This is a genomic window from Granulibacter bethesdensis (assembly GCF_001889545.1).
In the GTDB taxonomy this organism is placed as follows: Bacteria; Pseudomonadota; Alphaproteobacteria; order Acetobacterales; family Acetobacteraceae; genus Granulibacter; species Granulibacter bethesdensis_B.
Genome location: NZ_CP018194.1, coordinates 1,737,425 through 1,761,366 on the forward strand (window position 1 = coordinate 1,737,425; position 23,942 = coordinate 1,761,366).

22 protein-coding genes are annotated in these 23,942 nt (G+C 55.9%); 2 read left to right on the plus strand and 20 right to left on the minus strand.

What is annotated here, in order from left to right; genetic code table 11:
- Positions 1–102: 102 nt before the first annotated feature.
- The 4 genes from GbCGDNIH8_RS07885 to GbCGDNIH8_RS07900 form a co-directional block, all read right to left on the minus strand.
- On the minus strand, positions 103–3,075 hold the full coding sequence (locus GbCGDNIH8_RS07885) for a glycosyltransferase (protein ID WP_081368909.1): 2,973 nt from the start codon (positions 3,073–3,075) through the stop codon (positions 103–105).
- A 367-nt stretch (positions 3,076–3,442) separates the two neighbouring features.
- The gene (gene crcB / locus GbCGDNIH8_RS07890; RefSeq protein ID WP_072572774.1) at positions 3,443–3,823 is read right to left on the minus strand and encodes a fluoride efflux transporter CrcB; all 381 of its coding nucleotides are present in this window, start codon (positions 3,821–3,823) and stop codon (positions 3,443–3,445) included.
- A 43-nt stretch (positions 3,824–3,866) separates the two neighbouring features.
- Positions 3,867–7,007, minus strand: a complete 3,141-nt coding sequence (locus tag GbCGDNIH8_RS07895; protein WP_072572775.1) for an efflux RND transporter permease subunit — start codon at positions 7,005–7,007, stop codon at positions 3,867–3,869.
- Positions 7,008–7,026: 19 nt separating this feature from the next.
- A complete protein-coding gene (locus GbCGDNIH8_RS07900; protein ID WP_081368910.1) occupies positions 7,027–8,322 on the minus strand; it encodes an efflux RND transporter periplasmic adaptor subunit in 1,296 nt (431 codons plus the stop codon).
- A 135-nt stretch (positions 8,323–8,457) separates the two neighbouring features.
- On the opposite strand from GbCGDNIH8_RS07900, the gene GbCGDNIH8_RS07905 reads away from it, so the two are divergent.
- Entirely contained in the window at positions 8,458–9,045 is a 588-nt protein-coding gene (locus GbCGDNIH8_RS07905) for a TetR/AcrR family transcriptional regulator (protein WP_072572776.1), read from the plus strand.
- A 22-nt stretch (positions 9,046–9,067) separates the two neighbouring features.
- On the opposite strand, the gene zigA is transcribed toward GbCGDNIH8_RS07905, so the two are convergent.
- Complete coding sequence (zigA, locus tag GbCGDNIH8_RS07910; protein ID WP_072572777.1) at positions 9,068–10,321, minus strand: zinc metallochaperone GTPase ZigA; 1,254 nt, start codon at positions 10,319–10,321, stop codon at positions 9,068–9,070.
- A gap of 262 nt (positions 10,322–10,583) precedes the next feature.
- On the opposite strand from zigA, the gene GbCGDNIH8_RS07915 reads away from it, so the two are divergent.
- Entirely contained in the window at positions 10,584–12,629 is a 2,046-nt protein-coding gene (locus tag GbCGDNIH8_RS07915) for a C2 family cysteine protease (RefSeq protein WP_072572778.1), read from the plus strand.
- 102 nt (positions 12,630–12,731) lie between these two features.
- Here GbCGDNIH8_RS07915 and GbCGDNIH8_RS07920 read toward each other — a convergent pair whose 3' ends face one another.
- The 15 genes from GbCGDNIH8_RS07920 to GbCGDNIH8_RS07990 form a co-directional block, all read right to left on the minus strand.
- Complete coding sequence (locus tag GbCGDNIH8_RS07920; RefSeq protein WP_072572779.1) at positions 12,732–13,118, minus strand: hypothetical protein; 387 nt, start codon at positions 13,116–13,118, stop codon at positions 12,732–12,734.
- Between the two features lie 33 nt (positions 13,119–13,151).
- On the minus strand, positions 13,152–13,697 hold the full coding sequence (locus GbCGDNIH8_RS07925) for a glycoside hydrolase family 108 protein (RefSeq protein WP_072572780.1): 546 nt from the start codon (positions 13,695–13,697) through the stop codon (positions 13,152–13,154).
- Positions 13,698–13,729: 32 nt separating this feature from the next.
- Positions 13,730–14,053: a hypothetical protein gene (locus GbCGDNIH8_RS07930; RefSeq protein ID WP_072572781.1), complete on the minus strand. Its 324-nt coding sequence runs from the start codon at positions 14,051–14,053 to the stop codon at positions 13,730–13,732.
- The gene (locus GbCGDNIH8_RS07935; RefSeq protein WP_095413459.1) at positions 14,050–14,292 is read right to left on the minus strand and encodes a hypothetical protein; all 243 of its coding nucleotides are present in this window, start codon (positions 14,290–14,292) and stop codon (positions 14,050–14,052) included. The genes GbCGDNIH8_RS07930 and GbCGDNIH8_RS07935 overlap by 4 nt, the downstream gene beginning before the upstream one ends.
- On the minus strand, positions 14,277–15,269 hold the full coding sequence (locus GbCGDNIH8_RS12880) for a hypothetical protein (RefSeq protein WP_072572783.1): 993 nt from the start codon (positions 15,267–15,269) through the stop codon (positions 14,277–14,279). The genes GbCGDNIH8_RS07935 and GbCGDNIH8_RS12880 overlap by 16 nt, the downstream gene beginning before the upstream one ends.
- A gap of 1 nt (position 15,270) precedes the next feature.
- A complete protein-coding gene (locus GbCGDNIH8_RS07945; RefSeq protein WP_072572784.1) occupies positions 15,271–15,750 on the minus strand; it encodes a hypothetical protein in 480 nt (159 codons plus the stop codon).
- A gap of 16 nt (positions 15,751–15,766) precedes the next feature.
- Positions 15,767–16,042 (minus strand): hypothetical protein, encoded by a 276-nt coding sequence (locus GbCGDNIH8_RS12885; protein WP_157692588.1) that lies wholly within the window; start codon positions 16,040–16,042, stop codon positions 15,767–15,769.
- Between the two features lie 3 nt (positions 16,043–16,045).
- Positions 16,046–17,290 carry a glycine-rich domain-containing protein gene (locus GbCGDNIH8_RS13065; RefSeq protein WP_072572786.1) on the minus strand — a complete coding sequence of 415 codons (1,245 nt, stop codon included), beginning with the start codon at positions 17,288–17,290 and terminating at the stop codon, positions 16,046–16,048.
- A 56-nt stretch (positions 17,291–17,346) separates the two neighbouring features.
- Positions 17,347–18,660 (minus strand): baseplate wedge 1 family protein, encoded by a 1,314-nt coding sequence (locus GbCGDNIH8_RS07960; RefSeq protein WP_072572787.1) that lies wholly within the window; start codon positions 18,658–18,660, stop codon positions 17,347–17,349.
- Between the two features lie 241 nt (positions 18,661–18,901).
- On the minus strand, positions 18,902–19,504 hold the full coding sequence (locus GbCGDNIH8_RS07965; protein WP_072572788.1) for a Gp138 family membrane-puncturing spike protein: 603 nt from the start codon (positions 19,502–19,504) through the stop codon (positions 18,902–18,904).
- A gap of 21 nt (positions 19,505–19,525) precedes the next feature.
- Positions 19,526–20,551, minus strand: a complete 1,026-nt coding sequence (locus GbCGDNIH8_RS12895) for a hypothetical protein (protein ID WP_157692590.1) — start codon at positions 20,549–20,551, stop codon at positions 19,526–19,528.
- The gene (locus tag GbCGDNIH8_RS07975; protein ID WP_253735987.1) at positions 20,548–21,066 is read right to left on the minus strand and encodes a hypothetical protein; all 519 of its coding nucleotides are present in this window, start codon (positions 21,064–21,066) and stop codon (positions 20,548–20,550) included. Before GbCGDNIH8_RS07975 ends, GbCGDNIH8_RS12895 begins: the two co-directional genes overlap by 4 nt.
- Before the next feature lie 84 nt (positions 21,067–21,150).
- Positions 21,151–21,708, minus strand: a complete 558-nt coding sequence (locus GbCGDNIH8_RS07980) for a hypothetical protein (protein WP_157692591.1) — start codon at positions 21,706–21,708, stop codon at positions 21,151–21,153.
- A complete protein-coding gene (locus tag GbCGDNIH8_RS07985) occupies positions 21,705–22,223 on the minus strand; it encodes a hypothetical protein (RefSeq protein WP_072572792.1) in 519 nt (172 codons plus the stop codon). The genes GbCGDNIH8_RS07980 and GbCGDNIH8_RS07985 overlap by 4 nt, the downstream gene beginning before the upstream one ends.
- A 207-nt stretch (positions 22,224–22,430) precedes the next feature.
- Positions 22,431–23,894, minus strand: a complete 1,464-nt coding sequence (locus tag GbCGDNIH8_RS07990) for a baseplate J/gp47 family protein (protein WP_072572793.1) — start codon at positions 23,892–23,894, stop codon at positions 22,431–22,433.
- Positions 23,895–23,942 lie beyond the last annotated feature (48 nt).

The window sequence follows — 23,942 nt, forward strand, 5'->3', positions numbered from 1 at the left end:
TTTCAATAAATACTTTTTGTTTATTATTAATAATTTCGGTTTATTTGACAATTTATTTTCAACTTATTGTTTATTGATTTGATTAAATCATTCAGGATCAAATCAACTTACGGTTTCTTCCAGAATGGATTGCAGCCGCTGCTGATAGACCTCGCGCGAATGATCCTGCAAAATACGTGCATAAGCTCCGTTGCGGATGCTGTTCCACAAGGTCTCATCCCGGTACAGGGCCAGGATACGATCCGCGAAACGCTGCCGGTCATCATCTCCGCCATCCGCGATTTCCACCCCGTCTGACCAGCCGAGCTGGCGACACAGCAGAGAGCTGGCCACAACCGGAATCCCGTAAGACGCAGCCTCATGAACCTTGTAGGGTATACCGGCAGCAAATCGTGTCGGGGCCACGAAGACACGATGACGGTTATAAAGCGGCGCCAGATCGTCGACCGGCCCTACAAAATTGACGCTGGGCAGGCTGGCAATGGGCCCTGTATCCGTGCCAGGCGCCACATGGCCGACAAGGGTGATTTTAAGATGCCGCCCCATCGTGTCCTGAACAATCGGCATGATCGCATGCAGGAACCAGAGCAGGCTGTCATAATTCGGTGACATGGTCCCATGCAGCGCGCCAACGAACAGGATATCCCTGCGATCCTCGTAACCCGGCGTTTCACCGCGCTGTGGCACATAATGCCCGAGCGTATCAATGGTCGAGTATCCGGCATTGCGGATAATTTCGGCATCAATATCGTTCACGGCGATGATCCGCTGGGCGAAACGTGCGCAATCCAGCTCCATCTCCACCGTCGGAACGTCCTTGATACTCCGCCCGGTCAACTGGCGATGGGCGATTTCACGGGGCGCCACCACAGCCTCGGTATCCAGCACGATCGTGCTGCCTGAAACGCTGGAGGCAACAGAGTCCAGAACAGGTGCCAACAGACGCAGATTATGCGTCCGGGCAATCCAGAGAATATCGTACATCCCCGGTCTGCTGCCCAGAAAATCCGCAAACCGGTCGAAACGATGATCATGCATCACTTCGACACTGTCAGGAAAATCCATCCGCCAATCGAGGGCCAGCGTGGCGTCAGGATGCAGCGGAAACACCGTGACGGCATGGCCAAGCGCATCCATGGCCCGGATAATATCATTGGACCGGACATAACCGGACCCCAGATACCGCATCGGCATTCGATCCTCGACCACCAGGATACGCAATTGACGCCGTCTGGCGCTGCGGGCACGGTGGAAGCTGGTTTCGCTGAAACCATGATGAAATCTCAGCACATCCCGGTGCTGACGGCAGAAAATATCCCGCGCCCGCCCAATGGAGCGCGCCGCCCATCCTGCGCTGGATGATCCGTATTCATAATGGTGGATCACCACCGATGGATCGTACAACGTGACATAGCCGTGCTTTTTCAGACGCAGGCAGAGATCGGTATCCTCATAATAGGCCGGGCGATAGACCGGATCAAAGCCACCCAGCGCCTTGACCTGCTCCGTGCGGGTCAACAGAAAGGCAGCCGAGCAGAAATCCACCTCCCGCACGAAATTGGCTTCCGGCGCATCAACCGGATAATCGCGGGCATACCCATTGGTGCGCCCGTCCCGCCACACGATGCAGCCTGCTTCCTGCAAGAGGCCGTTGGTGCGGATGATCTTTCCACCGACAGCCCCTGCCTGCGGATTGGCCGCCAGACGCTGGATCGCCCGCTCCAGCGCAAGCGGCCCCAGCACCACATCATTGTTCAGATACAGCGTATAGACGCCGCAGGCATGCTCCAGCCCGACATTACAACCGGCGATATAGCCGCGGTTGGTAGGAAAATGGATAACCTTCGCACCATGCACATAGCGTTCAATGGCCGTGGTTTCATCCAGCGATCCTGAATCAACCAGAATCACCTCCAGATCGACTTTCTGCGCCGCAAGCGAAGCCAGTGTCTGCATGGTCAGATGAAACTGGTTATGCATCACGATAATGACGGAAACCGTCGGAGGCACGCTGCTGTCACGGGAGAAATCAAGCCCGTGCGGCATCAGACAGGCCAGTATATTGCGTGCCTGCTGAGCAAACAGGGCGCGCGTCTGGTTTTCAGTCGGGGTTGGCTCCTCTTCCTGTACAAAGCCCTCGATCTGACGGGCAATGTGCAGCGCAAAAGAATCACGGATGATGTTGCTGGTCGTATTCAGGGTCGACTGCGCATCTGTTGACGGAGGCTGCCAGTCGTGACGCGGATGGCGCCTCTCTTTGATGCCGAATTCCAGAAAATGCATATAGCCGTTGCGGAAGCGGCCTTCCTTCAGAAAGCCGGCCAGATCCGGATTACCGGACAGATACTCCTCCTCCGCGAAAAACGGATTGGGATTGAAAGAATGCGGCGTTTCATTGCCAAGGTAGTGCGCCAGAGGACTGGCCCATCGCCCGGCAGCCACCTCTTCCGCCACCGCCGGATAGTTTTGCAGATACCATTCGGCATCGAAATACCAGGACGAGCGCGGATAAAGCCCCTGCCCGGCCAGATCGAATACATCCTCGATCAGGCTGCGGTCTTCCTTTCTTGGCGGCACATGGGCAGGCCTGAACATGTTCCACAGATCAGGATCCAGAAACAGACTCGGCTGCCGCCCTTCCGCAGCCCCTTCGCGCAGATAGTGATCAAACCCGTTGACAAAATCCCCTCTGCCGACCGGCCCGTCAAAGCGGAACAGATCGGGATAGGTCCGCTGATACCACGCCTCATCGAACAACCAGTTGGGAGAACGGATTTTATGGCCGACCAGGAAATAATGATCGTAGCCACAGGTGAATACACCCTGCTCTATTGCAGTCCGCACATCAGGGTTGGCATTCACATACCATTGTTCGTCAAACAGTGCATTGGGGCAAAAACCTGACTGATGGCCTTCATCCCGATAATGATGCCAGCCATCCTGCTTGCCATATTTGACTGTGTACCAGTCAGCATCGAAAAACAGCCAGGATGGAACTGTTTTTTTCCACGGCACACATGGCAATGCAGCAGAAGAGTCCTGGTCAATCTTGCCATGAAGAAGCTCATGAAGCATCGGTGTTGTATGCCCAAAATCATGGATGTTCCTGCATAGATCACAGAAAACAGCCTGGTTCTTTCCGGAATAAAAGATCAGCTATCAAATAAACCTGCGGTTGCATGAACAGTGTTCAGCCGTCACAACAACTGATCTTTTCAACCATGTCGCCGAAAAACACTCTTTTTATCCTGACTGGTTTGACCGCACCATTTTTCAATCTTAACTTTTTCATCTCAAAAATACAGCATCGCCGCAGGCAAAGAAAATGGTTGTTTTGATAAAATGAGTATTTTTATGGTGAGCATTGAATACAAAAACGCGCCGATCAATACCGGCGCGTTTATTATAGGCTCTCTTATCAATCAGAAGTTTTATGATGGTCTTATCCCCGTATGAATGTTCTCACCAGATGCAATGCGAGAAACAGTGCGCCCACTGACAAAGTGACTGACGCCACCACATAGGAAGCGGCGAGAAACACCTTGCCGCGCTCATAAAGCAGCGCCGTTTCCAGCGAAAAAGCTGAGAATGTGGTGAACCCGCCGAGAATACCGGTGGTCAGAAACAGCCGCCAGTGCTGCGGCAACCCGGCCTTGAGGGCAAATGTCTCCGCCACCGCACCGATCAGGAACGAGCCAAGCATATTGATGAACAGCGTGCCGAACGGAAATTCCGTCAGCCCCCAGCGCATCGCGGTCAGATTGAGCATATGCCGCGCCATACCGCCAATCCCGGCACCGAAAAAGACGATCAGATAGCTCATTGGTCAGCCCCGCTTCATCATGATCCGTGAGACTTTACACGGATCATGACGGCCGGCCACGCTGGCGGCCAATCCGGGCAACCAGCGTATAGAAAGACGGGGTCAGCAACAGGCCGAAACCGGTAACACCCAGCATGCCCGCGAACACGGTGGTGCCAAGAGACTGCCGCATCTCCGCCCCCGCCCCGGTCGCGACAACCAGTGGCAGCACGCCCAGAATAAAGGCCAGAGAGGTCATGAGAATGGGACGCAGACGGGTACGGGCGGCATGCTCGGCAGCGGCGGCAGGATTCGCCCCCTCATCCTCGGCCTGACGGGCGAACTCCACGATCAGGATAGCGTTCTTCGCAGCCAGACCGACCAGCACCACAAAGCCGATCTGCGCCAGAATATCGATGGCCATGCCACGCCATAACAGGCCGGTCACCGCCGCCAGCAGACACATCGGCACGATCAGCACCACCGCCAGCGGCAGTTTCCAGCTTTCATACTGCGCCGCCAGCACCAGAAACACGAACAGCGCCGCCGCACCGAACACCAGCAGGGTCGGGGTTCCCTTCATCTGCTGCTGATAGGCAAGCTCGGTCCATTCCACGCCAAACCCATGCGGCAGAACCTGCTCCGCCAGCCGCTCCATATGCGCCAGCGCGGTGCCGGAAGACACGCCGGGGGCAGCACCCCCCATGATCTCGGCCGAGGGATACAGGTTATAGCGCGGCATCCGATAAGGCGACGTGGTATCGGCAAAACGCGCCACCGTGCCGATGGGAACCATATGACCGCTGGCATTACGCGCCTTCAGCCGTCCGATATCGTCGGAAGTACGGCGGAACGGCCCATCCGCCTGCGCCACAACCTGATAGGTGCGGCCCAGATAGTTGAAGTCATTGATATAGGTCGAGCCAAGATAAAGCTGCATTGCTCCGAACACATCGCCCGGCGTCATCCCGACCTTTTCCGCCTTCTGACGGTCGATATCAGCGTAAACCGAGGGTGTACCCGTGTTGAACAGCATGAAAATCCCGGCCAGAGCGGGGTCTTTCCGGGCTGCGGCAACCAGTTGCTGCGCCGCCTGCTCCAGCTCCTTCGCACTGACGCCGGTGCGGTCCTGCACCATCAGCTTGAAACCACCCGCCTCGCCAATGCCTTCCACCGGCGGCGGCGCAACGGTCAGCACAAAGGCATCCTTCACCACGGAAAGCCGCCGCTGCATATCTTTCAGGATCACCGGAGCCGAAAGACCTTTTTTCTCGCGCTCGTCGAAATCCCTCAGGGTGGAAAACACCGTCGCCGCGTTGGAGGCATTGGTGCTGCTGGCAATATCAAGCCCGGCGAACGGCACCGCATGAGAGACACCGGGTGTCTCCAGGATAATTTTGGTGACCTCCCTCACCGCCTGCTTGGTGCGATCCAGCGAAGCTCCGGGAGGAAGCTGGATCAAAGTGACCAGATAGCTTTTATCCTGATCCGGGATGAAGCCGGTGGGCGCGCGGGAGAACTGAAAGCCGGTCAGCGCGATCAGCCCGGCATAGACCAGCATGACCAGCCCCACCCCGCGCAACAGCACCCGCGTCAGCCGGCCATAACGATCCGACAACCAGTCGAAGCCCCGGTTGAACAGTGCGAAGCCCCGCCCCACCAGCCGGGAGAAGATGGTCCCCCGCGGCGTGTGATGATCATGAGGGCGGAACAGCACCGCGCATAAAGCCGGGCTGAGCGTCAGCGAGACAATCGCCGAAATCACCGTGGAAGCCGCAATGGTCACCGCGAACTGACGGAAGAAGGCTCCGGTGATGCCGGACAGGAATGCCGACGGTACGAACACCGCGCATAAGGTCAGCGCAATGGCGATCAATGCGCCGCCGACCTCATCCATCGTGCGATGCGCAGCTTCAGAGGGAGACATGCCGGCCCGGAGGTTCCGCTCCACATTCTCCACCACCACGATGGCGTCATCGACCACAATGCCTACCGCCAGCACCAGGCCGAACAGGGACAGATTGTTCAGCGTGATGCCAAACAATGCCAGCACAGTGAACGTACCGATCAGAGAGACCGGAATGGCAATCACCGGCACCAGCGAGGCGCGCCATGTCTGAAGGAACAGGATCACCACCCCGACCACCAGAAGAATGGCGATCAGGATCGTATCCTCCACCTCATGCACGGATTTGGAGATGAACTCGGTGGGGTCATACTGGATGGTGTAGGCAATACCGGGCGGAAAATCCTTCGACAGGATTTTCATCGCCTCCTTCACCTCCTCATCCACGGTCAGTGAATTCGCGCCCGGCTGGGCGTAGATTGCCAGCGGAATGGCTTCACCGAGATCGAGATAAGCGGCCGAGCTGTAATCCTGCGAGCCGACTTCAGCCCGGCCAATATCGCGGATACGGACGATATGACCCTGCCGGTCATTCTTCACGATGATGTCGGCGAATTCCTCAGCGGTATGCAGCCGCCCCAGCGTCTGCACGTTCAGCTCATACGCTGCCGCGGAGGGGGTTGGCTGCTGGTTCAGCACACCGGCCGAGACCTGAATATTCTGCGCCCGCAAGGCAGAAACGATTTCCTCTGCCGTCACATCATGCGCCGCCGCCTTGTCGGGATCGAGCCAGATGCGCATCGCATAATCCCGGCCACCGAAAAGCTGTACATTCCCCACCCCCGGCAGACGCGCCAGCACATCCTTCACATGCAAGGTGGCATAGTTGGACAGATAAAGCTGATCCCGTGACTCATCCGGCGAGACCAGATGCACCACCAGCAGGATGCTCGGTGTCACTTTCTGCACGGTCACGCCCAGACGCTGCACCTGATCCGGCAGACGCGGCAGAGCCTGCGTCACACGGTTCTGCGTCAGCACCTGCGCCATGTTCAGATCAGTACCAAGACGGAACGTCACCGTCAGGCTGAGCTTGCCGTCCCCGGTGGACTGGCTGCTCATATACAGCATGTTCTCCACACCGTTGATCTGCTGCTGCAACGGCGTCGCGACGGACTGGTCCACCACCTCCGCCGAGGCGCCGGGATAGGAGGTGGAGATCTGTACCGTGGGCGGCACGATGTCGGGATATTGCTCGACCGGCAGCGCGAACAGGGCACCAAGGCCGATCAACGTGATAAAAATGCTGACCACCGAGGCAAGGATCGGCCGGTCAATAAAAGTATGGGAGAAGCGCATGATGTCCCTGCTTCCCCGATCAGTGCGTGCTGGCCGGGACGCTGGAAACCAGGCGTATCTCACCCGGCTTCGCCGAGACTTTCACACCCGGCTGCGCCCGCATGATCCCATCAATCACCACGCGATCCTGCGGAGAAAGACCGGAGCGGATCACACGCAGCCCCTGCTCCAGCGGGCCGATCTCCACAGGCTTGGGACGCACCGTGCCATCCGCCGTCACGGTCATGACGATATGATGGGTCTGGTCCTGCATCACTGAGGCAGCCGGCACCAGCAGCACGGGCGCAGGCGGTGTCACTGTCAAACGCAGCCGCGCAAATGCGCCCGGTACCAGAAACAGATCCGCATTTGGTACGGTGGCACGGGCATGCATGGTGCCGCTGCCGCGATCCATTGCATTGTCGATGAAATCGAGCCTGCCATGTCGGGAGACAGCCCCCTCATCACCCAGCATGATCTCCACCTGATCGAGCGAGGACGCTTCTCCGGTCGAAGCAGCGCCATTGCTCCGGTGCTGTCTGGCACGCGCATAGGCGAGGTAGTCGGACTCGCTCATATCGAAATCCAGATAGACCGGATCGAGCGACACCAGCGTGGCCATCAGGGTGGAGGATGCCCCTCCGCCCCGGCTGCCGCTGACCAGACTGCCCACAGAGACCAGATGCGCGCCGATCCGCCCGGTGAAGGGGGCGACAACATGGGTGAACTCCAGATCGAGTTTCGCATCACGGATAGCTGCTTTCGCCTGATCCAGATCCGCGAGGGCGGCATTCACATCGGCGGTGCGCTGATCCACCGTCTGTGCAGTACCAAAATCAGTGTGCCGCAATTGCTGGGCACGCCAGAGCTGGACTTTTGCCAGCGTCACACGGGCCTCGGCGCTTTGATACTGTGCGTTGGCCTGCGCCAGTTTGATCTCGTAAGGACGTGGATCAATCACGAACAGCAGATCACCCTTATGGACGATCTGGCCATCGGTGAAATGAATCTCCTGAAGCTGGCCGCCAACCTGCGCCCGTAACTCCACCTTGTCCCGGGCGGAAAACTGGCCGAGAAACCCTGCATATCCCGCTACATTCCGCTTCAGCGGCGTGCTGACGATGACCTCCGGGGCGGGCATTGCAGCAGGATGGGACGCTTTGTCCGATGAAAACCGCGCCAGAAGAGGCGTCAGAGCCCCCTGCTTCCAGGCATAGCCTCCCCCGGCCAGCAGCAGGATCAGAACCGCCAGATTGCGCCATGTCCGTGCTTCCCGCCGCCCCGTGCCGCCTGAAGCCGGCCTGCTGATCCCCTGAGCCTCACCTGTCCGCTGCATCACGTCTTCCGTCCCCCCAAATTCGGCAGATCATCCCCAAATGATCGTAGAATATCATACCGAACGATACTATATCGGTAGGTATGGTATCCGGGAAACCGGTTTTCAACCAGAGGTAAGGATTGTAAACACAATATGGGACGTCATCGCGCTTTTGATGCCGACTCTGCCCTGCTCGCCGCGCTGCATGTTTTCTGGCGCAACGGGTTCGAAGGCGCGTCCCTGTCTGACCTCACCGAGGCCATGGGGATCACCCGGCCGAGCCTGTATGCCACATACGGTAACAAGGAAGCGCTGTTTCACAAAGCGCTGGATAAGTACGAGGCGCTGTATCTCTCGTTTTTCACCCGTGCGCTGGAAGCAGGGTCTGCACGCGATGTCGTATCGCAGGTGCTGACAGGATTCGCCGATCTTCAGGCCCCGCTGGACCATCCACCCGGCTGCATGGACACCAATTGCGCTCTGGTCTGCTCGGAAGCCGCTGAGCCTATCCGGCGGGAGCTGATCCGCCGTCGCAAAATGGATGAAGACCGCCTGTGTGAGCGACTGGAACGGGCACAGGCGGAAGGCGATCTGCCGCCTTCCGCCTGCCCGGCCACACTGGCCCGTTTCGTGATGGCCGTAGCACAGGGAATGTCAGTGCAGGCGGCATCTGGTGTGGACCATGCCGCCCTGCTCCAGATTGTACAAACGGCGTTACAGGCTTTTCCTGCCCACGCCTGACTATTGGCAAACAGGCCATGAATCACGCCGCTTCCCGCCGCCAGGCCGGGAACGGATCCGGAAGACGCGTCCAGAGGGAGGGCGTGAACGGCCCGGCCTCGCTTTCGCCCACCAGGCAGGCATCGAGCGCGGCACGGATCGCAGCCTCGTCCATCTCCGCGCCGATGAACACCAGTTCCTGCCGCCGGTCACCGAAAACATCGTTCCAGTTCGCATTCAGCATGCGCCGCCATTCGGCATGATCCGGCCAGCGTGCCTCGGGAATGGCGGCCCACCATAATCCCATCGCCTGATGCCGCATCAGCGCCCCGGCCTGACTCATTTCACCCACCCAGTCAGGCCGGGTCGCCAGCCAGAAATGCCCCTTCGCCCGCACCACGCCCGGCCAGGACGTGTTCAGGAATGCATGGAACTTCGCCGGATGAAACGGGCGGCGCGCGCGGTAGGTGAAGCTGCGGATACCATATTCCTCGGTCTCCGGCTTGTGCTCTGTATAGCCGTACAGCTCCTTGTACCACAGCGGATGAGTCTGGGCCTTCTCGTAATCGAAACGCCCGGTCTTCAGCACACGGTGAAGATCGACACGGCTCATGCTGGCCTCGACCAGATCAGCCTCCGGATTCAGGGAGCGGATGATAGTGCGCGCCGCCGATAATTGCTGCGGCGTCGCGGCGTCGATTTTGTTGAGGATCACCACATCGGCGAACTCGATCTGCTGGACCAGAAGGTCGACCAGCGTGCGCTCATCCTCCTCCCCAAGGGATTCTCCACGATCACGCAGGAAATCGGCAGAGGAATAGTCATTGAGCAGATTGGCGGCATCCACAACCGTGACCATCGTATCCAGCCGGGCAATGTCACCCAGGCTGACACCGTTTTCATCGCGAAAATCGAACGTTGCCGCCACAGGCAGAGGCTCGGAAATGCCAGTGGATTCAATCAGCAAGTAGTCGAACCGCCCGACTTCGGCCAGCCTGCGGACCTCGATCAGCAGATCATCCCGCAAGGTGCAGCAGATGCAGCCATTGCTCATCTCCACCAGCGTTTCCTGCGTGCGGGCCACAGCGCTGCCCGTTCCGTCACTTGCGGTATCGGCCCGGATCAGATCGGCATCAATATTCACCTCGCTCATGTCATTGACGATCACCGCGACACGCAGTCCATCCCGGTTATGCAGGACATGGTTCATCAGCGTCGTTTTACCGGCCCCCAGAAAGCCGGAGAGAACGGTTACAGGCAGGCGGCGGTCCTGGGCGGGGGGAGCGGTTTGAGCCATTCTGGTGGTCCTTGGAAAAACAGGCGCATAAATGTTATGTTATAACATAACTTTCTTGATCCGCTTGTTCAAGACAGGGCATCCCCCTCCATCAGAGAAAATGCATTGGGCTGACGGCTGCCTTATAAATTTAAAGTTGTTAAATTCTTAATTTTATTGCGTTTTAGTTCATTCCGTGAAACGCTCGAAAACTGTTCGAGACCCGTATCATCTTTTTTATTCCTGCCTTTTTATCAGCCCCATCCCAAGGGATTTCCCTCGCATGAGCCTCAAAAAAGATACCGGCGCACAAGGTCCTTTAGGGCAGGGCTGGAAGCCTTTCACATACAGCTATCGGTACGGTGACAGCGATCCGCTATCGAGCCAGGTAACCTACACCTATTCCAAACAGGCCCTGTATCTGACCGAGCCGGGAGACAGTACAGCCATCAGCTATACCGATATCCATCAGGGCCAGATCGGTGACTGCTACGCCCTTTCCTCCATCGGCGAACTGGCGATGTGGTATCCCGGCGCTATTGAACGAATGATCACCAGGAATGCCGATGGCAGCGAGTCCGTCACACTCTATATGTCGGCCAGTGGAACCATTCCCGCTTATGGGGAAACCAGCTTTGTGGCGACCACAGTCACGGTCACCAATACCTTTCTCAGCTCCGGTGTCAATAATGGTTCCAACCAGAATGTCGTCGATGGGACCAAGGAAATCTGGCCGCAGGTTCTGGAAAAAGCGATCGCCACTCTGGGTGGGGGATATTCCTCGATCGCTTATGGCGGCAATCCAACCACCACGCTGATGATGCTGACCGGGCAGACGGCACAGGCTTACTATCCGTATATGGATGCAGCCACGCTTTCAGGCTTCATGGCGGCAAAAAGCCTGATCGTGATGGATACCGGCACGTCATCGCTCAGCTACGGGCTTGTGGGGAGCCACGCCTATATGCTGACCGGCCTTTCCTATGTGAATGGTGAGGCTTACGTGCATCTGGCCAATCCATGGGGCTTCAACAATCCGGCCCCGATCCCATTGTCCCAGCTCGCCAATGCGGGCATCGTCGAGATTGATGTCGGCCATTACGTTCCCGCAGCCATCACGAATATCGTCTCCATCTCTGGTACGGTGGGCAATCAGGCAGTCAATGACAATGCCTCGCTGAACCCGTTTGCGAACGTGCAGATCGCAGATACGGGTATCAATGAGACGGAAACAGTCACAATCACCCAATCCGCGCTGAACGGACACCTGACATCTCTGGGCAGTGGCAGCTATAATGCCGCAAGAGGCATTTATACAGTGACTGGCTCTGTCGACAGTGTGAATGCGGCGCTGCGTAATCTGGTGTTTGTACCCAATGCGCATCAGGTGACACCCGGCAGCACTGTCACCACCGGCTTCAGGATCAATGTCACCGATCAGGATGGTGTGAGCGCCAGCGACAGCACCACCTCGGTCATTACCACCGCTATCAACAATGCGCCGATCATTACAGGACTTTCCAGCTCCAGCCTGAAAATACTGGATGTTGGCCATGTTTCTCCCTTCGCCAGCACTGTCATCTCGGAGCCGGATGTCGGGCAGACCGAAACCGCTGTCGTCAAACTGTCAAACGCCAGCAATGGCTCTCTCTCCAACCTGTCTGGCGGTACCTATGATGCCACGAAGGGCATCTATCAGGTGGCTGGAACAGCAAATCAGGTCTCGCAGGCCCTGAAAGGGCTGGTGTTTAACCCCACCCCGCATCATGCAGCGACTGATACACAGGAAACCACGGGATTGACGCTGACCGTCACGGATTCCGGGGGTGCCAGCACCTCGGCCACCACAAGCGTGGTTGCGACCGAAACAGCGCCCAGTACACCATTCAACGGCACCATCAATATAGGTACCTTCGCCACGAAGGTGATCTCCCAGCCTGTTGATGCCTCCAGCACCGGCACGTTCAGGCTGAATATGCTTTCCACAGTTGAATTTTCATCGACAGTCAGTGGTCAACCCAAAATAGACTTCAAAGGTTTCGCCTCACAGCTCGTGATCGACAATGCATCAACCTTCGGAAACAATGTCGGTACGGCATCCTATACAGGCCCGCTGCTGCAAGATTTCGGCAGGATGGAATTCATTGATATTCACGGGCTGTCAGCATGGAATCTGAAATCTGATTACTCCGCAAGCACCGGCCTGTTGCAGCTGACCGCGCAAAACGGTGCAAAGGCAACACTGGATTTTGACCCCGGTTCTCTGAAGGGCCGGGCCTTCGCCTTTTTCTCGGATGGGCAAGACGGAACCGTGATTACACGCTTCTGATCCGACAGAAGCGTTCTGCCGGCTTGAATACAGATGGATGGGATGGAGGACAGCGCAATCTGTCCTCCATTCCTTTTTGTTCTTAACAGATGCCAATGCCATTCAATGGAGTTGCGCGGCTCCGCCATTGACTGCCCCAACAGTTGGATCACGCGCCAGCAGAGTACCGAGACCGGCCTCCACCGCCGCCATGGCCGCGGCTTCCGTTGTGATGCCCTGTGCATGTAGCATCGTCGGTCTGGCACGCTGGCGCAAATACTCCACCCCCGCCGACAGGGCCGCCGCACGGGCAGAAGGGTCCGTCACAGGTCGACCACTGGCAACCGCCGCAGCATAGGCAGCTCCGGCAGCCTGCTGGATCGTGCCACTCCATTCGGCATTGATGTTCCAGCGCCGAGCCGCCCAGGCCAACACACCCGGCACCAGAACAGTCGTGGCGATATAGGCACCGGCTTGTGCCACAGCATCAATCAAAGGGGACCAGTTCATGGATCTGTCTCCATTTATGATAAGGGGGATGTGTCAGGTAAAAGCGGCCGTTGCCGCGACCACGCGCATCAGGCGCCGCATCCAGCCCTTGCCGAAGCGCGACCAGTCTGATGAGGCGCGGTAACGTTCAGCACGCAGTCTTGCGATATCAGCATGCAGATCGGCCTGATCGGCATCGTTCAGAGCCGCCAGCGTCACCGGTCCGATCTCGCCATCCTGACGGACCTGCGCAGCCTGCTGCACCATCAGGGCAGTCATGGCTGGCCCCTGATTGACTGCCGCATCGAAAACCAGTCCGCCGACGGGGCCGGACATATGGTCACAGCATAAAGGCCGCCAGTAACGCTGCTCATAAATCGCGGCTGCCTGATCGCGGTTCAGTCCGATCATGTCGGCTCTGGTGGCCTCTCTGCCCAGCCACGCACCAAGGACCGGGGCGCTGATACCGAACTGCGTCCCGACCAGACGACCCGCGTTGACCCTGCCGCCCGTCCAGTTGCCCGCATCGGAGGCGAGGCTGGTATAGCCGCCCTCCACGCCCCGGCTCATGACCAGAGCCAGGGCCTGTTCCAAACTCATGAGATTTTTCCTGCGTTTTGCGCGAGCTGTGATCAGCGCCAGCTCAGATGATCGCGGACGTAATCACCGCATAGCGTCCAGACCGTGCCGATAGCGCTTACGGCAAGACTGCCGCTGATCACCAGCCCGCCAATACGGCTGCGCAGATGGCGGAACTCAGCCACCGGACCTTCCAGCGCCTCCACCCGCCGCTCCACGCCGTAAACCCGGTCGACAATGCGGGAGGAACCGGCACGCAGAACGTGCAACTCCTCCCGCAACTGATCGAAGCGTTCCTCGCTCCGCTCCTGCCCGCGCTGGACATCCTGCCGCAGATCGCGCAGCAGTTCCGCCAGCATCTCCGGTTGATGGATCATGAGGCACCTTCCTGCGTTGGCCTTACCGGATGATAGAGGGCCTGCCCCTGATCCGGCTGCCATTCGGTGGTGGCGTCTCGGGCGGGAGGCTTGATCCAGACGGCACGGTTGAGCACAGTCCCGGCTGGCTGTGTGGTCCCATCCTGCGCCACACATGGCGCGGTGCAGATCTGCACATAGGAAGCGGGAGCGGCTGCCCCGAGCAAGAGAGAGGCTGCTGTCATTATGGCCTTGCGCATATCACCACACCTCCTGCCTGACCGGACGCCCCCAGCCCATATTGCCGCCCCGTGATCGTGGAACCGCCTCCGCCGCCGCCCGCACCGAAACCAGCGCCGGGACTGCCATTGCCGCCATCAGTGCTCGCATTACCGCCCGCACCACCTGCGCCACCGATCGATTCCTGCCCGGGCTGGGTGCGGGCAGTGATGACGCCACCACTGCCGCCGGGAGCGGTCCCACCGACAATACTGCCCATCGGGTAGCTGTCAGCAGTGATGCCTGACGCGCCACCGGCTTTCCCGGCCCCGTTGCTGTCCACGCCGCCACCAGCCCCGGCCCCGGCTGTAGATGCCACAGTAACACCAGCCCCCCCACCAGCCGCACCCGGCGCACCACTGCCGCCGGATGCTCCGAAACCAGGCATCGTCAAATTCAGACCTGACTGACCATTGGTCATACCGCCAATGCCAAACGGGTACCCATTGCCCGGTGTAGCCCCTGAGGCGGGACCGCCATTAATCAGAAAGCTACCGCTGCCACCGCTGGCAGAGGCAGCCGTTGATCCACCTGCCGAAGCACCACCACCACCGGCACGAACATTGAGCGCGCCACCAACGATATCGGTCTCACCACCACCGATACCGACAGCTCCGGCCCCGGATGGCTGACCGCCACCCGATCCCACCACGACAGCGAAAGATGAAGCACCTAGCCCGGCCACACGCACACCAGACATACGAGCATGATACCCTGGCGACCCGCCGGCCCCACCACTGGTGGCCGTGCCGGAGGCTGCGACGGTACCATTACCGCCAGAGGAGCCACCGCCCCATGCATCAATATCCAACGTTACGGCCCATGGTGGCACTGTGTATGTGCCACCTGCCGTCATGACGGTACAGACGCTGGAGCGCATCGGTGGAAGCGTAACTGTCTGGGCCGAAGCGATACCCGGCAGCAGACAGGCCGCGAGCAAAAAAATACGATGCATCATCTCACCACCTCAGCGCGTTGAAGCTGAGTGGGCTGGCGGAGAACACTGTCACGGCCCCGGTCGGCACGAAATCGCAGCGCACCGATGCGCCCGGCGTGACCTCCACCGAGGTAGACACACGGGAGGAGCCAGTGGCTCCGGTGAAGTCTACCCAAAGCGACACAGTATTGCTGGCGGGGTTCTGCACACTGCATCCGCGCGTAATCGAGCCTGCGGCAAACACGGTCTGATAAGACCCCGCCGCGATTGATGACGATGCGGCGGCAGAGCCTGTTGCAGAGACAGGCACCCCAGCCACAGGCAAAGGCGATGCAGAGGACAGCGCAACAGGACGCCCGGTCACAGCATCAATCATACCCACGACCTGTGCTCCAATACTCGCAGCGCAGGAAGCATCAGCACAATAAGAAGGACGCAACGCCTGCGCCTGTGCGTGAGACATAAAAAAAGGCGCCAGAAGCGCCACACAAAAACGTTTCATGTTGTCCTACCCTGTTCTATTCGTGCGCTTCGCTATACAGAGGCCGCCCGTCATCGGGGACCAGAATGTATTGAGTCGACGGCTTCGTTTTTACGTGGCCGTTTTCATCGCGCTCCGGTTCCCCGTTTTCATTCAGGATCACATCCAGAAATTGAAACTCTGGATTACCGTCATGATCAACATCACACACAATCCTGTTAATGACTGTATCAGAAGGATGATGCGACCCATCCAGTGCCGCGCATCCATCGGGACCACATAAAACAAGGAAAACTGCTGTTTGATCAGCCATTGTTTAATACTCCAAAATGACGAGACCCGCTGCGCCGGGCGAGCCATATTGTTGGGAGTGAGCAGAGCCACCAGCACCACCACCTGGGTAAACGCCACTCGGACCCGCCACAGATTGCGTGCCTGCGTATGCTATCCGCTGTGTCCATCCACCCCAGAAAACGCCACCACCAGCAGAGCACACCAGCAGGTAGGTCGATCCACTCTGCCCCATGAGAATAGCAATCCCGCTGGAATCTCCGGTTCTGCTCAGGCTGCCAGAGGGCGCTACCGGCACATCACCGCCAGCACCTCCACCGACCATAATTCCTGACCCTGACCCGCCCTGTCCCCCTCCACCACCGTGGACATAGATGAAAGTAGTGCCATTTTTTGAGATTGCGCTGTCACCTCCGGTAACACCGTAATTGCCAGGTGCTCCACCGCTACCGCCCCCACCTACAACAATGGAAAGGCTGTCGCCCGGCACTACCGAGAAATAGCATTCGACATAGCCACCGCCACCGCCGCCGCGTGCTGCATCATTGGTTTGGCCAGTACCACCGCTGCCTCCACCGCCGCCCCATACACGGGCCTTGATCCGCGTCACACCTGAAGGAACGGACCAGGTCGTTGTGGCACCCAGGACCAATTCGCGAGTAAGGCCACCCGGCTGCTTGCCGTCAGTATATGTATTTGCTGATGATACAGCCGAAGATATAGCTGAAGATACACGCGATTGTACAAAAGCTGTTGTGGCAGCTCGGTTACCATTATCCACGTTTGACTGAATCGTCGGGACGAAAACATCAGAGCAATAAAAGCTGATACCAGCACTTCCGATCTGTCCGGGCGACCCACCTAAAGCAATAATTCGGGCATTATAATCTGTGTTTGTTCCATCGGTATGAAAATCAATATATGCAACGGATGAAACTGACTGGGATCCCAACTCCAGAGAACCCAGCATAGTGGTTGTGCCAAGAATCGTTGGATTGCGAATGGGCAGAAACCAGTTTTTCAGCACCCCTCCAGCTTTGCCTGTTTCTGTCTCACTCGGCTGGCTGCCATCGAGGCCTATGACAGAGGAAATCTGCTGGTACAGCCACTTTATTTTCCAGTCTCTTTCCTGAAACATCCCGTTGAAGAGCTCCACACTGGGTGGAATTTGTCCCAGATAGGAAAAACCCTGATCTGACTGTGTATCGCTCGGCGGGGATACCGTTCCTTTTGAGGCCCACAGACTGCTGAAACGGTTAAAAAACGACATGTTTTTTCCTGTCAGTGTTCAGTTAAGCAAACCCTCTTGATCAGAGGAAAGAAAAGTCAGGCAATGATGTTATCGAGCGCGCGCGCCATGCAGCCCGATCCGAACCCCATGTAGCTCTGCTGCTGAAATCCGAATGGTTTTGCCGGATCGTACTGCATCTGGATCAGACCAACACCAGCGGGTTTTGGAAAACCCTTTATGGAACGTGCGAAAGCAAGATCATCGGCACTGATAAACCGCCCCACCACTGCGGTCAGGCTGGCATCACCGTTATCCTGGATCAGTGTGCTGTCTGCATTGAACAAAGCACAGAAAGCGGCTCTCAGATCCTCGGTTGTGCCATGCGCATTGTTCAGCAGGATTTTCAGCTTCAACAACCGCCGATACTGATCGTCCTCCAGCTTTGTCGCATTTGCCGGACCAACCATCCGTGACTGGCCGAGAATATCACCAATGCCATCCAGTTGATCCCCGGTTGCCTGATCCAGCACGCGATTATTCATCATCGCCTGCAAAGCCGTATCCAGCGTGGTGCAGGCCGGATAAAGCGCCTGCACCAGAGACTGCAGATCAGAACTGGCCGCAAACTGGGCCAGCATATGCTCCCACGCCACGACCCCGTGATCACGCCCGAAGACCATATTGGTGGCATCAGGCACCTGCCCGTTACCGGGGTCAGCATCGGGAATATAGAAAACGCGATCAGACACGCGGGAGGCAGGACCGGTGCTGGTTGGAATAAAGCTGGTAACACGCTTTTTTTCCAGTTGAGGGGCGGAGAACAGCATCGAAACAGCACTGCTTCCAGTTGCTCCGTTCGCAACCAGAGAGGCAGAAACAGCATTCTGTCCGGCCGGAACCTGCAGACTGATCCTGATCCTCACCAGCCTGCCTGAAGCAGTGCCGGAAGGAAATGCCTGCATCACTTTTGCAGAACCTGATGCAAGGCACAGAGAGACAAGCGGTGCAGTCGCCGAGGAGCCAAGCATCAGCCCCCATGCACTGAGCCACCATGTCTCCCCCGCCTGTGCCGAAACCGGATCACCTAAACTCATCTGAGCGGAGGCAGACGTGTTGAGCGCAGGAAAATCAGATTGGAGGCAGGAAAAGCCATCTTTCATCAGGCCACTGATGGTGATGGCAGGAAAGTTGCCAGACCAGCTTTTTCCATCCGGTGTCAGCATTGAATCAGGCAGATAGTTGGTGGAGGCTCCCTCGGTCAACGCCCCCAGATAGCTGCCATCATCGGCATAGGATGGTCTCAGAACATTCGGCCCGACAATAACAAGTTTGCCATCGGCCGTGATATAACTGGCAGCGGTTTCCCGCTTGGTACCGAACGCGGTATTCAACTCATTTGCAGCGATCATATGACAATGCCCGGAGCAGTCCGAAGCTGCGGACGCGCAAAAGCCGGCATGCATGACACATACCGGATCACAACATCCGCAGATCAGGAGAAAATGGTAGCAGACGCTTCAGCTTTCTCAAAAAGCCTGAAGCACGCATCCCCGCAGAATCGTTTGAGGAGGAATGCTTTTATATATCCAGTGTGGCAGACAATAAGAAATTATCTTCCCCTTGTCTACCGTTTTATTCAGCCTGTCGTACTTATCCGGCTGAAGGCGGGCCGGAGCGTCCGGAACCGGGCTGCACACCGGTATGGGCATGTGTCTTGACCGAAATACCGCCAAAGACCGCATCCTGATCACCGGATACCGCGCCTTTGATTGTAAAGCCACCCGGCGCATTCAGCACGATGCCACCGGAAGGGGTGAGTTCCAGAGAGGCAGAGCCGAACGCAATCACCATATTTTCGGCGTGGGCCGGAGCTGTGGCTTTACTGTGCGCGAGGCCCGGCACGGCAATGGCGTCCGTGATGTTGGTCTGGCGGAAATTATCGACAATATCACTGCCGGCATCTTTCCAGTTTTCCAGCGAACGCTGGCAGAAATGCAGCATGACACCATCACCGGGATGCAATGGCCAGGTGATGCCGACAGTGCCGACAGAGGGAAACACGACAGGCACATCGACAATACGCGGGGCTTTTATAATCTCCGCATCGGGCGAGGTTTTGGACAGGGAAAGCTGCACCACAGCGCGGCGTGTGGTGGTGTCATACGACACAATGGTGCCCGGCATCGTCGTATTGATACGATCACAATGTGAGGCAATCAGGTTTTTCAGAATCTGTTTGATGTTATCAGACATGGTGAGAATCCTTCATCGATATCAGTAATATTTGTAGCCAAACTTGTTTATCTCTTCCTGACGCTTTTTCTCGGCCTGAATGGCATTTTTCAGGGAAGACAAGCCATCCTGCGCTTCCTTGCCCACCGCTGCAGAAAAGAATTCGAGGGAGACAAGGTTGATCGTCGATGTCCATGTTCCCACCTCAGCATTCTGATCCGGCATTGTATCGCCATTATGCTCGATAGTATCGACACGGAATTCCTTGTAAGCCTTAGCCTGCTGAAGCAATACTCGATCACCCGGGTTGAGATCAGGCCGCATCAGCGAATACACCTGCACACCTTCCACAGGCCCAACACCGGAGACCAGTTCCTTGAGGTACGGGTTATCCGCGGGATTCAAATCTCTTATGATAGCAGAACTCCGTGGCCCCTGGACGGTTTTTTCTATATAACGGATCAGCCCTGTTTCCATGCTCAGAAGGACAGGAGGACGAGTGGTCGTCTCCCCATTTCTGGTCACCTGAATCGTTTTGTTCTGAACAGAATATTGCAAGCCGACAGAATGGCAGATGCCCTCGAGCATATCTTTTGCCGATCCGTAAAAGCTGAAGCCGCTTTTCAGACGTCTGTCGCCAATGCCATCTGCCATGTTCAATGTCATTTTGGCGTTTCTGGCCGCTGCTTCAATGATGTCCCTGACCGCAATTCCTTTTTCCCCTGTAAAGCTTATCAGCGATCTGGATAAAAGGTCAGAGCCATCGAAGCCTATAACGGTAACAATATAGTCGGCGTTTCTGTGGGAGCTTTTTATTGTGTATGGGGAACCAGAGAAAGCCAGACTAAACGGTCCGGATTCATAACCACAATATACTTCCATATCTTGAGAATTTTCTATAATACGCAATGATTGTTGTGATAAATTATACAAATCTATTTTGATACTATTTCCTGAATTATTATACATTCTTTTGATATTTATTTTAGATTTTATGTTTGTGTATTTCACAACTCCTTGTTTAGACGTAAAAATAATTTCGTATTTTCTATTGTTTAGAGAAATCATTCTACCACTTCCCCATCTGAATGACATGTTTTATGAAATATTTCCTTCAAAAATGTACCTGCAACCTCTTCGCCATACAATGTCCATCCTCGACTTGATTTGATAGCAAATTCTCTTCTTGGTATATCATTATTTAATATTTCTTCCGTTGTCATGCATACAAACCAATCTCCTTGTTCGTTAATAGTGACATGCGACTCTGACCAATAAATCTTTGGATTTCTTTTCTTAAGTTCATCCCAAAAAGACTGTGTAAAAAGATTTTCTTTTTCTCCACGATAAAGATGATATGGACCGGGCGGCACGTCATATTTTTGGCGCAGTTTTCCCAGTATTTCCGGGGTCAGCTTGCTTTCTATAGCCTCGTTCTTTTTTTCCCGACGCTCTATTTCCTCCTGCAGGCCCTTCTGTAATCTGTTCAGTAGCTTCGGGTCCCACACATCCGCAACAGCGATGCCACAGGATAAGCTGCTACCTAAAAGAACCGCGGCAAAAACAAGGTTTTTGTATTTCATTGTCTGATACACTCCATTTTATTGCTCTCATCTCCTTTGCTATCATACAGAAAGCGCACCACACCATCCGGTGTAATGCGCTTTCTATATGATAATCGTGTCAATCGTTTTGTTCTGAACGGAATATTGCAAGCCGACATGGTGGCAGATGCCTTCGAGCATATCTTTTGCCGATCCGTAAAAGCTGAAGCCGCTTTTCAGACGTCTGTCGCCAATGCCATCTGCCATGTTCAATGTCATTTTGGCGTTTCTGGCCGCTGCTTCAATGATGTCCCTGACCGCAATTCCTTTTTCCCCTGTAAAGCTTATCAGCGATCTGGATAAAAGGTCAGAGCCATCGAAGCCTATAACGGTAACAATATAGTCGGCGTTTCTGTGGGAGCTTTTTATTGTGTATGGGGAACCAGAGAAAGCCAGACTAAACGGTCCGGATTCATAACCACAATAGACTTCCATATCTTTAGATTTTTCTATTATACCTAATGATTTTTCTGATATATTATATAAATCTATTTTGATACTATTGCCTGAATTATTATACATTCTTTTGATATTTATTTTTGCTTTTATATTTTTATATTTTACCACTCTTTCGTCAGACGCAAAAATAAATTCATATTTTCGATCTTGTAAAGAATTCATTCTACCACCTCCCCGTCCAAATCACATGCTTTATCAAATATTTGCATCAAAAATTTACCTCCAAACTCTTCATCATACAAAGTCCATCCCTGACTTGATTTGATAGAAAGTGCTCTTCTTGGTATATCATTATTTAATATTTCTTCCGTTGTCATGCATACAAACCAATCTCCTTGTTCGTTAATAGTGACATGCGACTCTGACCAATAAATCTTTGGATTTCTTCTCTTAAGTTCATCCCAAAAAGACTGTGTAAAAAGATTTTCTTTTTCTCCACGATAAAGATGATATGGACCGGGCGGCACATAATATTTTTGGCGCAGTTTTTCCAGTATTTCCGGGGTCAGCTTGCTTTCTATAGCCTCGTTCTTTTTTTCCCGACGCTCTATCTCCTCCGCCAGCCCCTTCTGTAATCTGTGCAGTAGCGCCGGGTCCCACACATCCGCAACAGCGATGCCACACGATAAGCTGCTACCTAAAAGAACCGCAGCAAAAACAAGATTTTTATATTTCATTGTCTGATATACTCCATTTTATTGCTCTCATCTCCTTTGCTATCATCAAGCGTCGAGGCCAGTGCTCCACACATGATCAACAATGTGCAGCACAGATATGAACGCCTCACCTCCACTCCCTTCCGCCTGTTGATCGTTCCACGGATGATGCAGAGTATGCATCATCCTGTGGCACAATTATGATCCTCCGATCTCTGCTATTTCGAATCACGAAACATAGATACGTGTGGTATCGAAGATTGCACGCTCACGGGCGCCGATGGAGATATTGGCCTGCGTATAGGCTCCGCTGGCTGGCATTGTTGCAGGGTCGTTGCTGACGGCAAGGCTGAGCGTGAGGGATGCAATGCCGCTGACTGTTTCGTAAATCGGGCCAAGGAAACGCTGCACTATCACATCCTCGGCAATATCGAGCGTAGCCCCGGTATCATTCAGGGATTGCTGGATACGCAGCAGACCATCAGCGGGAAATGTTTCCTCGCTCAATGTCGTCACCTTGCAGGTGATCCAGATATAGCGCCGCACCGGCCTGGTGAAGCCTATGTTGCACCATTCCGCGCCGTTGCGTACGCCGGTGCTGATCTGCACGATCTGGCTGTTGAGGCCGTATGCGGTGATACCGGCTGGCTTCACGGCCTGAATCTGCGCAGCGACGGCGGCGTCTTCTCCGCCCTCGACAATGCATTCAACGCTGTGCGGGGGGCGTCCGTCGGCATCGACGGAGGCTGTATCGTTTTCGATCACCATCGCCGTGGTGACACCTTGCACATTCTGAAGCAGGCTGGCCCGGATAGAGGGCAACGTCCCTGCCCCCAACCGATAGACGCCGCGCGCATAACGTGCCCGCAAGGCTGAATCGGTCTCATAAAGCCGGCCCGGCGTGGCATCCTGAAGATTAAGAAGACGTTTGAGGCCGGAGATCGTGTTGCTGATCGTGGTGATGGAGTTTGCAGGCGCGGTATAAGGCCCGTAATCACGCGCAATAAACAGACCGGGGGTTCCCATCTCCGTCATGATCAACAGGGAGGATGTGGCAACGCTGATTGTCCTGCGTCCATCGGTAACCATACGCAGAACTGCGCTGCCGCCACTTCCCTGCACACTGGCATTGTATCCGGCAGCAGAGACAGCAGCCACGAGCTGCGCCAGAATGGCCGGGGCATTGGCCGAGGCTGCGGTGATGCTGAAACTGACAGAGTTCAGCACAATAGAGTAGCTTTGCCCCGCCACAGCGCTGCTGACGCCGATGGAGACATCGGCCAGAGTATCAGGGCTGATTTCCGTATCAGCGGCGAGCAGAAAACGCGTCAGCCCGGCCTGCTGAGGGGCTGCTGTTCCGGCGGGCACCAATGTACCTGCATCGCCGTACAACACGCAGTATACCTGCGAGCGCGTGGCCTGAAGCCGGGTGACACCGGTGAAGGAAACGGCCTTGTCCAGATTGCTGCCGCTGGCGGTGGCTGGATACATGGCGTTATAGACGCCCTCGGCCATTTCCCACAGCGCAGCCTCTCTCTCCGCAAAGGTGGCGACGATCTGACCGAGGACGGTATCAGGCTGGGTTGCGATCTCCGCCCCGAATGCATTTTGCAGGGTGGTGATGATCTCCGCCCCGATATCGCTCATGCGGCGCTTGATGAAACCGGACGGGGTGATGCCATAGCTGGTCATGAAACTTTTTCCTTTCAGGAAAACAGACACAAAAAAAGCCGCATCCGG

Bases quoted from the DNA above. Each gene is read 5' to 3' on its own strand.
- GbCGDNIH8_RS07925 (WP_072572780.1), bottom strand. From the start codon at position 13,697: ATGAGTTTGGAACAGGCCCTGGCTCTGGTCATGAGCCGGGGCGTGGAG.
- GbCGDNIH8_RS07895 (WP_072572775.1), bottom strand. From the start codon at position 7,007: ATGCGCTTCTCCCATACTTTTATTGACCGGCCGATCCTTGCCTCGGTG.
- GbCGDNIH8_RS07920 (WP_072572779.1), bottom strand. From the start codon at position 13,118: ATGAACTGGTCCCCTTTGATTGATGCTGTGGCACAAGCCGGTGCCTAT.
- GbCGDNIH8_RS07900 (WP_081368910.1), bottom strand. From the start codon at position 8,322: ATGCAGCGGACAGGTGAGGCTCAGGGGATCAGCAGGCCGGCTTCAGGC.
- zigA (WP_072572777.1), bottom strand. From the start codon at position 10,321: ATGGCTCAAACCGCTCCCCCCGCCCAGGACCGCCGCCTGCCTGTAACC.
- GbCGDNIH8_RS07975 (WP_253735987.1), bottom strand. From the start codon at position 21,066: ATGAAATACAAAAACCTTGTTTTTGCCGCGGTTCTTTTAGGTAGCAGC.
- GbCGDNIH8_RS07915 (WP_072572778.1), top strand. From the start codon at position 10,584: ATGAGCCTCAAAAAAGATACCGGCGCACAAGGTCCTTTAGGGCAGGGC.
- GbCGDNIH8_RS12880 (WP_072572783.1), bottom strand. From the start codon at position 15,269: ATGATGCATCGTATTTTTTTGCTCGCGGCCTGTCTGCTGCCGGGTATC.
- GbCGDNIH8_RS07935 (WP_095413459.1), bottom strand. From the start codon at position 14,292: ATGCGCAAGGCCATAATGACAGCAGCCTCTCTCTTGCTCGGGGCAGCC.
- GbCGDNIH8_RS07930 (WP_072572781.1), bottom strand. From the start codon at position 14,053: ATGATCCATCAACCGGAGATGCTGGCGGAACTGCTGCGCGATCTGCGG.
- GbCGDNIH8_RS07945 (WP_072572784.1), bottom strand. From the start codon at position 15,750: ATGAAACGTTTTTGTGTGGCGCTTCTGGCGCCTTTTTTTATGTCTCAC.
- GbCGDNIH8_RS07960 (WP_072572787.1), bottom strand. From the start codon at position 18,660: ATGATCGCTGCAAATGAGTTGAATACCGCGTTCGGTACCAAGCGGGAA.
- GbCGDNIH8_RS12895 (WP_157692590.1), bottom strand. From the start codon at position 20,551: ATGATTTCTCTAAACAATAGAAAATACGAAATTATTTTTACGTCTAAA.
- GbCGDNIH8_RS12885 (WP_157692588.1), bottom strand. From the start codon at position 16,042: ATGGCTGATCAAACAGCAGTTTTCCTTGTTTTATGTGGTCCCGATGGA.
- GbCGDNIH8_RS07990 (WP_072572793.1), bottom strand. From the start codon at position 23,894: ATGACCAGCTATGGCATCACCCCGTCCGGTTTCATCAAGCGCCGCATG.
- GbCGDNIH8_RS07905 (WP_072572776.1), top strand. From the start codon at position 8,458: ATGGGACGTCATCGCGCTTTTGATGCCGACTCTGCCCTGCTCGCCGCG.
- crcB (WP_072572774.1), bottom strand. From the start codon at position 3,823: ATGAGCTATCTGATCGTCTTTTTCGGTGCCGGGATTGGCGGTATGGCG.
- GbCGDNIH8_RS07885 (WP_081368909.1), bottom strand. From the start codon at position 3,075: ATGCTTCATGAGCTTCTTCATGGCAAGATTGACCAGGACTCTTCTGCT.
- GbCGDNIH8_RS07965 (WP_072572788.1), bottom strand. From the start codon at position 19,504: ATGTCTGATAACATCAAACAGATTCTGAAAAACCTGATTGCCTCACAT.
- GbCGDNIH8_RS07985 (WP_072572792.1), bottom strand. From the start codon at position 22,223: ATGAAATATAAAAATCTTGTTTTTGCTGCGGTTCTTTTAGGTAGCAGC.
- GbCGDNIH8_RS13065 (WP_072572786.1), bottom strand. From the start codon at position 17,290: ATGTCGTTTTTTAACCGTTTCAGCAGTCTGTGGGCCTCAAAAGGAACG.
- GbCGDNIH8_RS07980 (WP_157692591.1), bottom strand. From the start codon at position 21,708: ATGAATTCTTTACAAGATCGAAAATATGAATTTATTTTTGCGTCTGAC.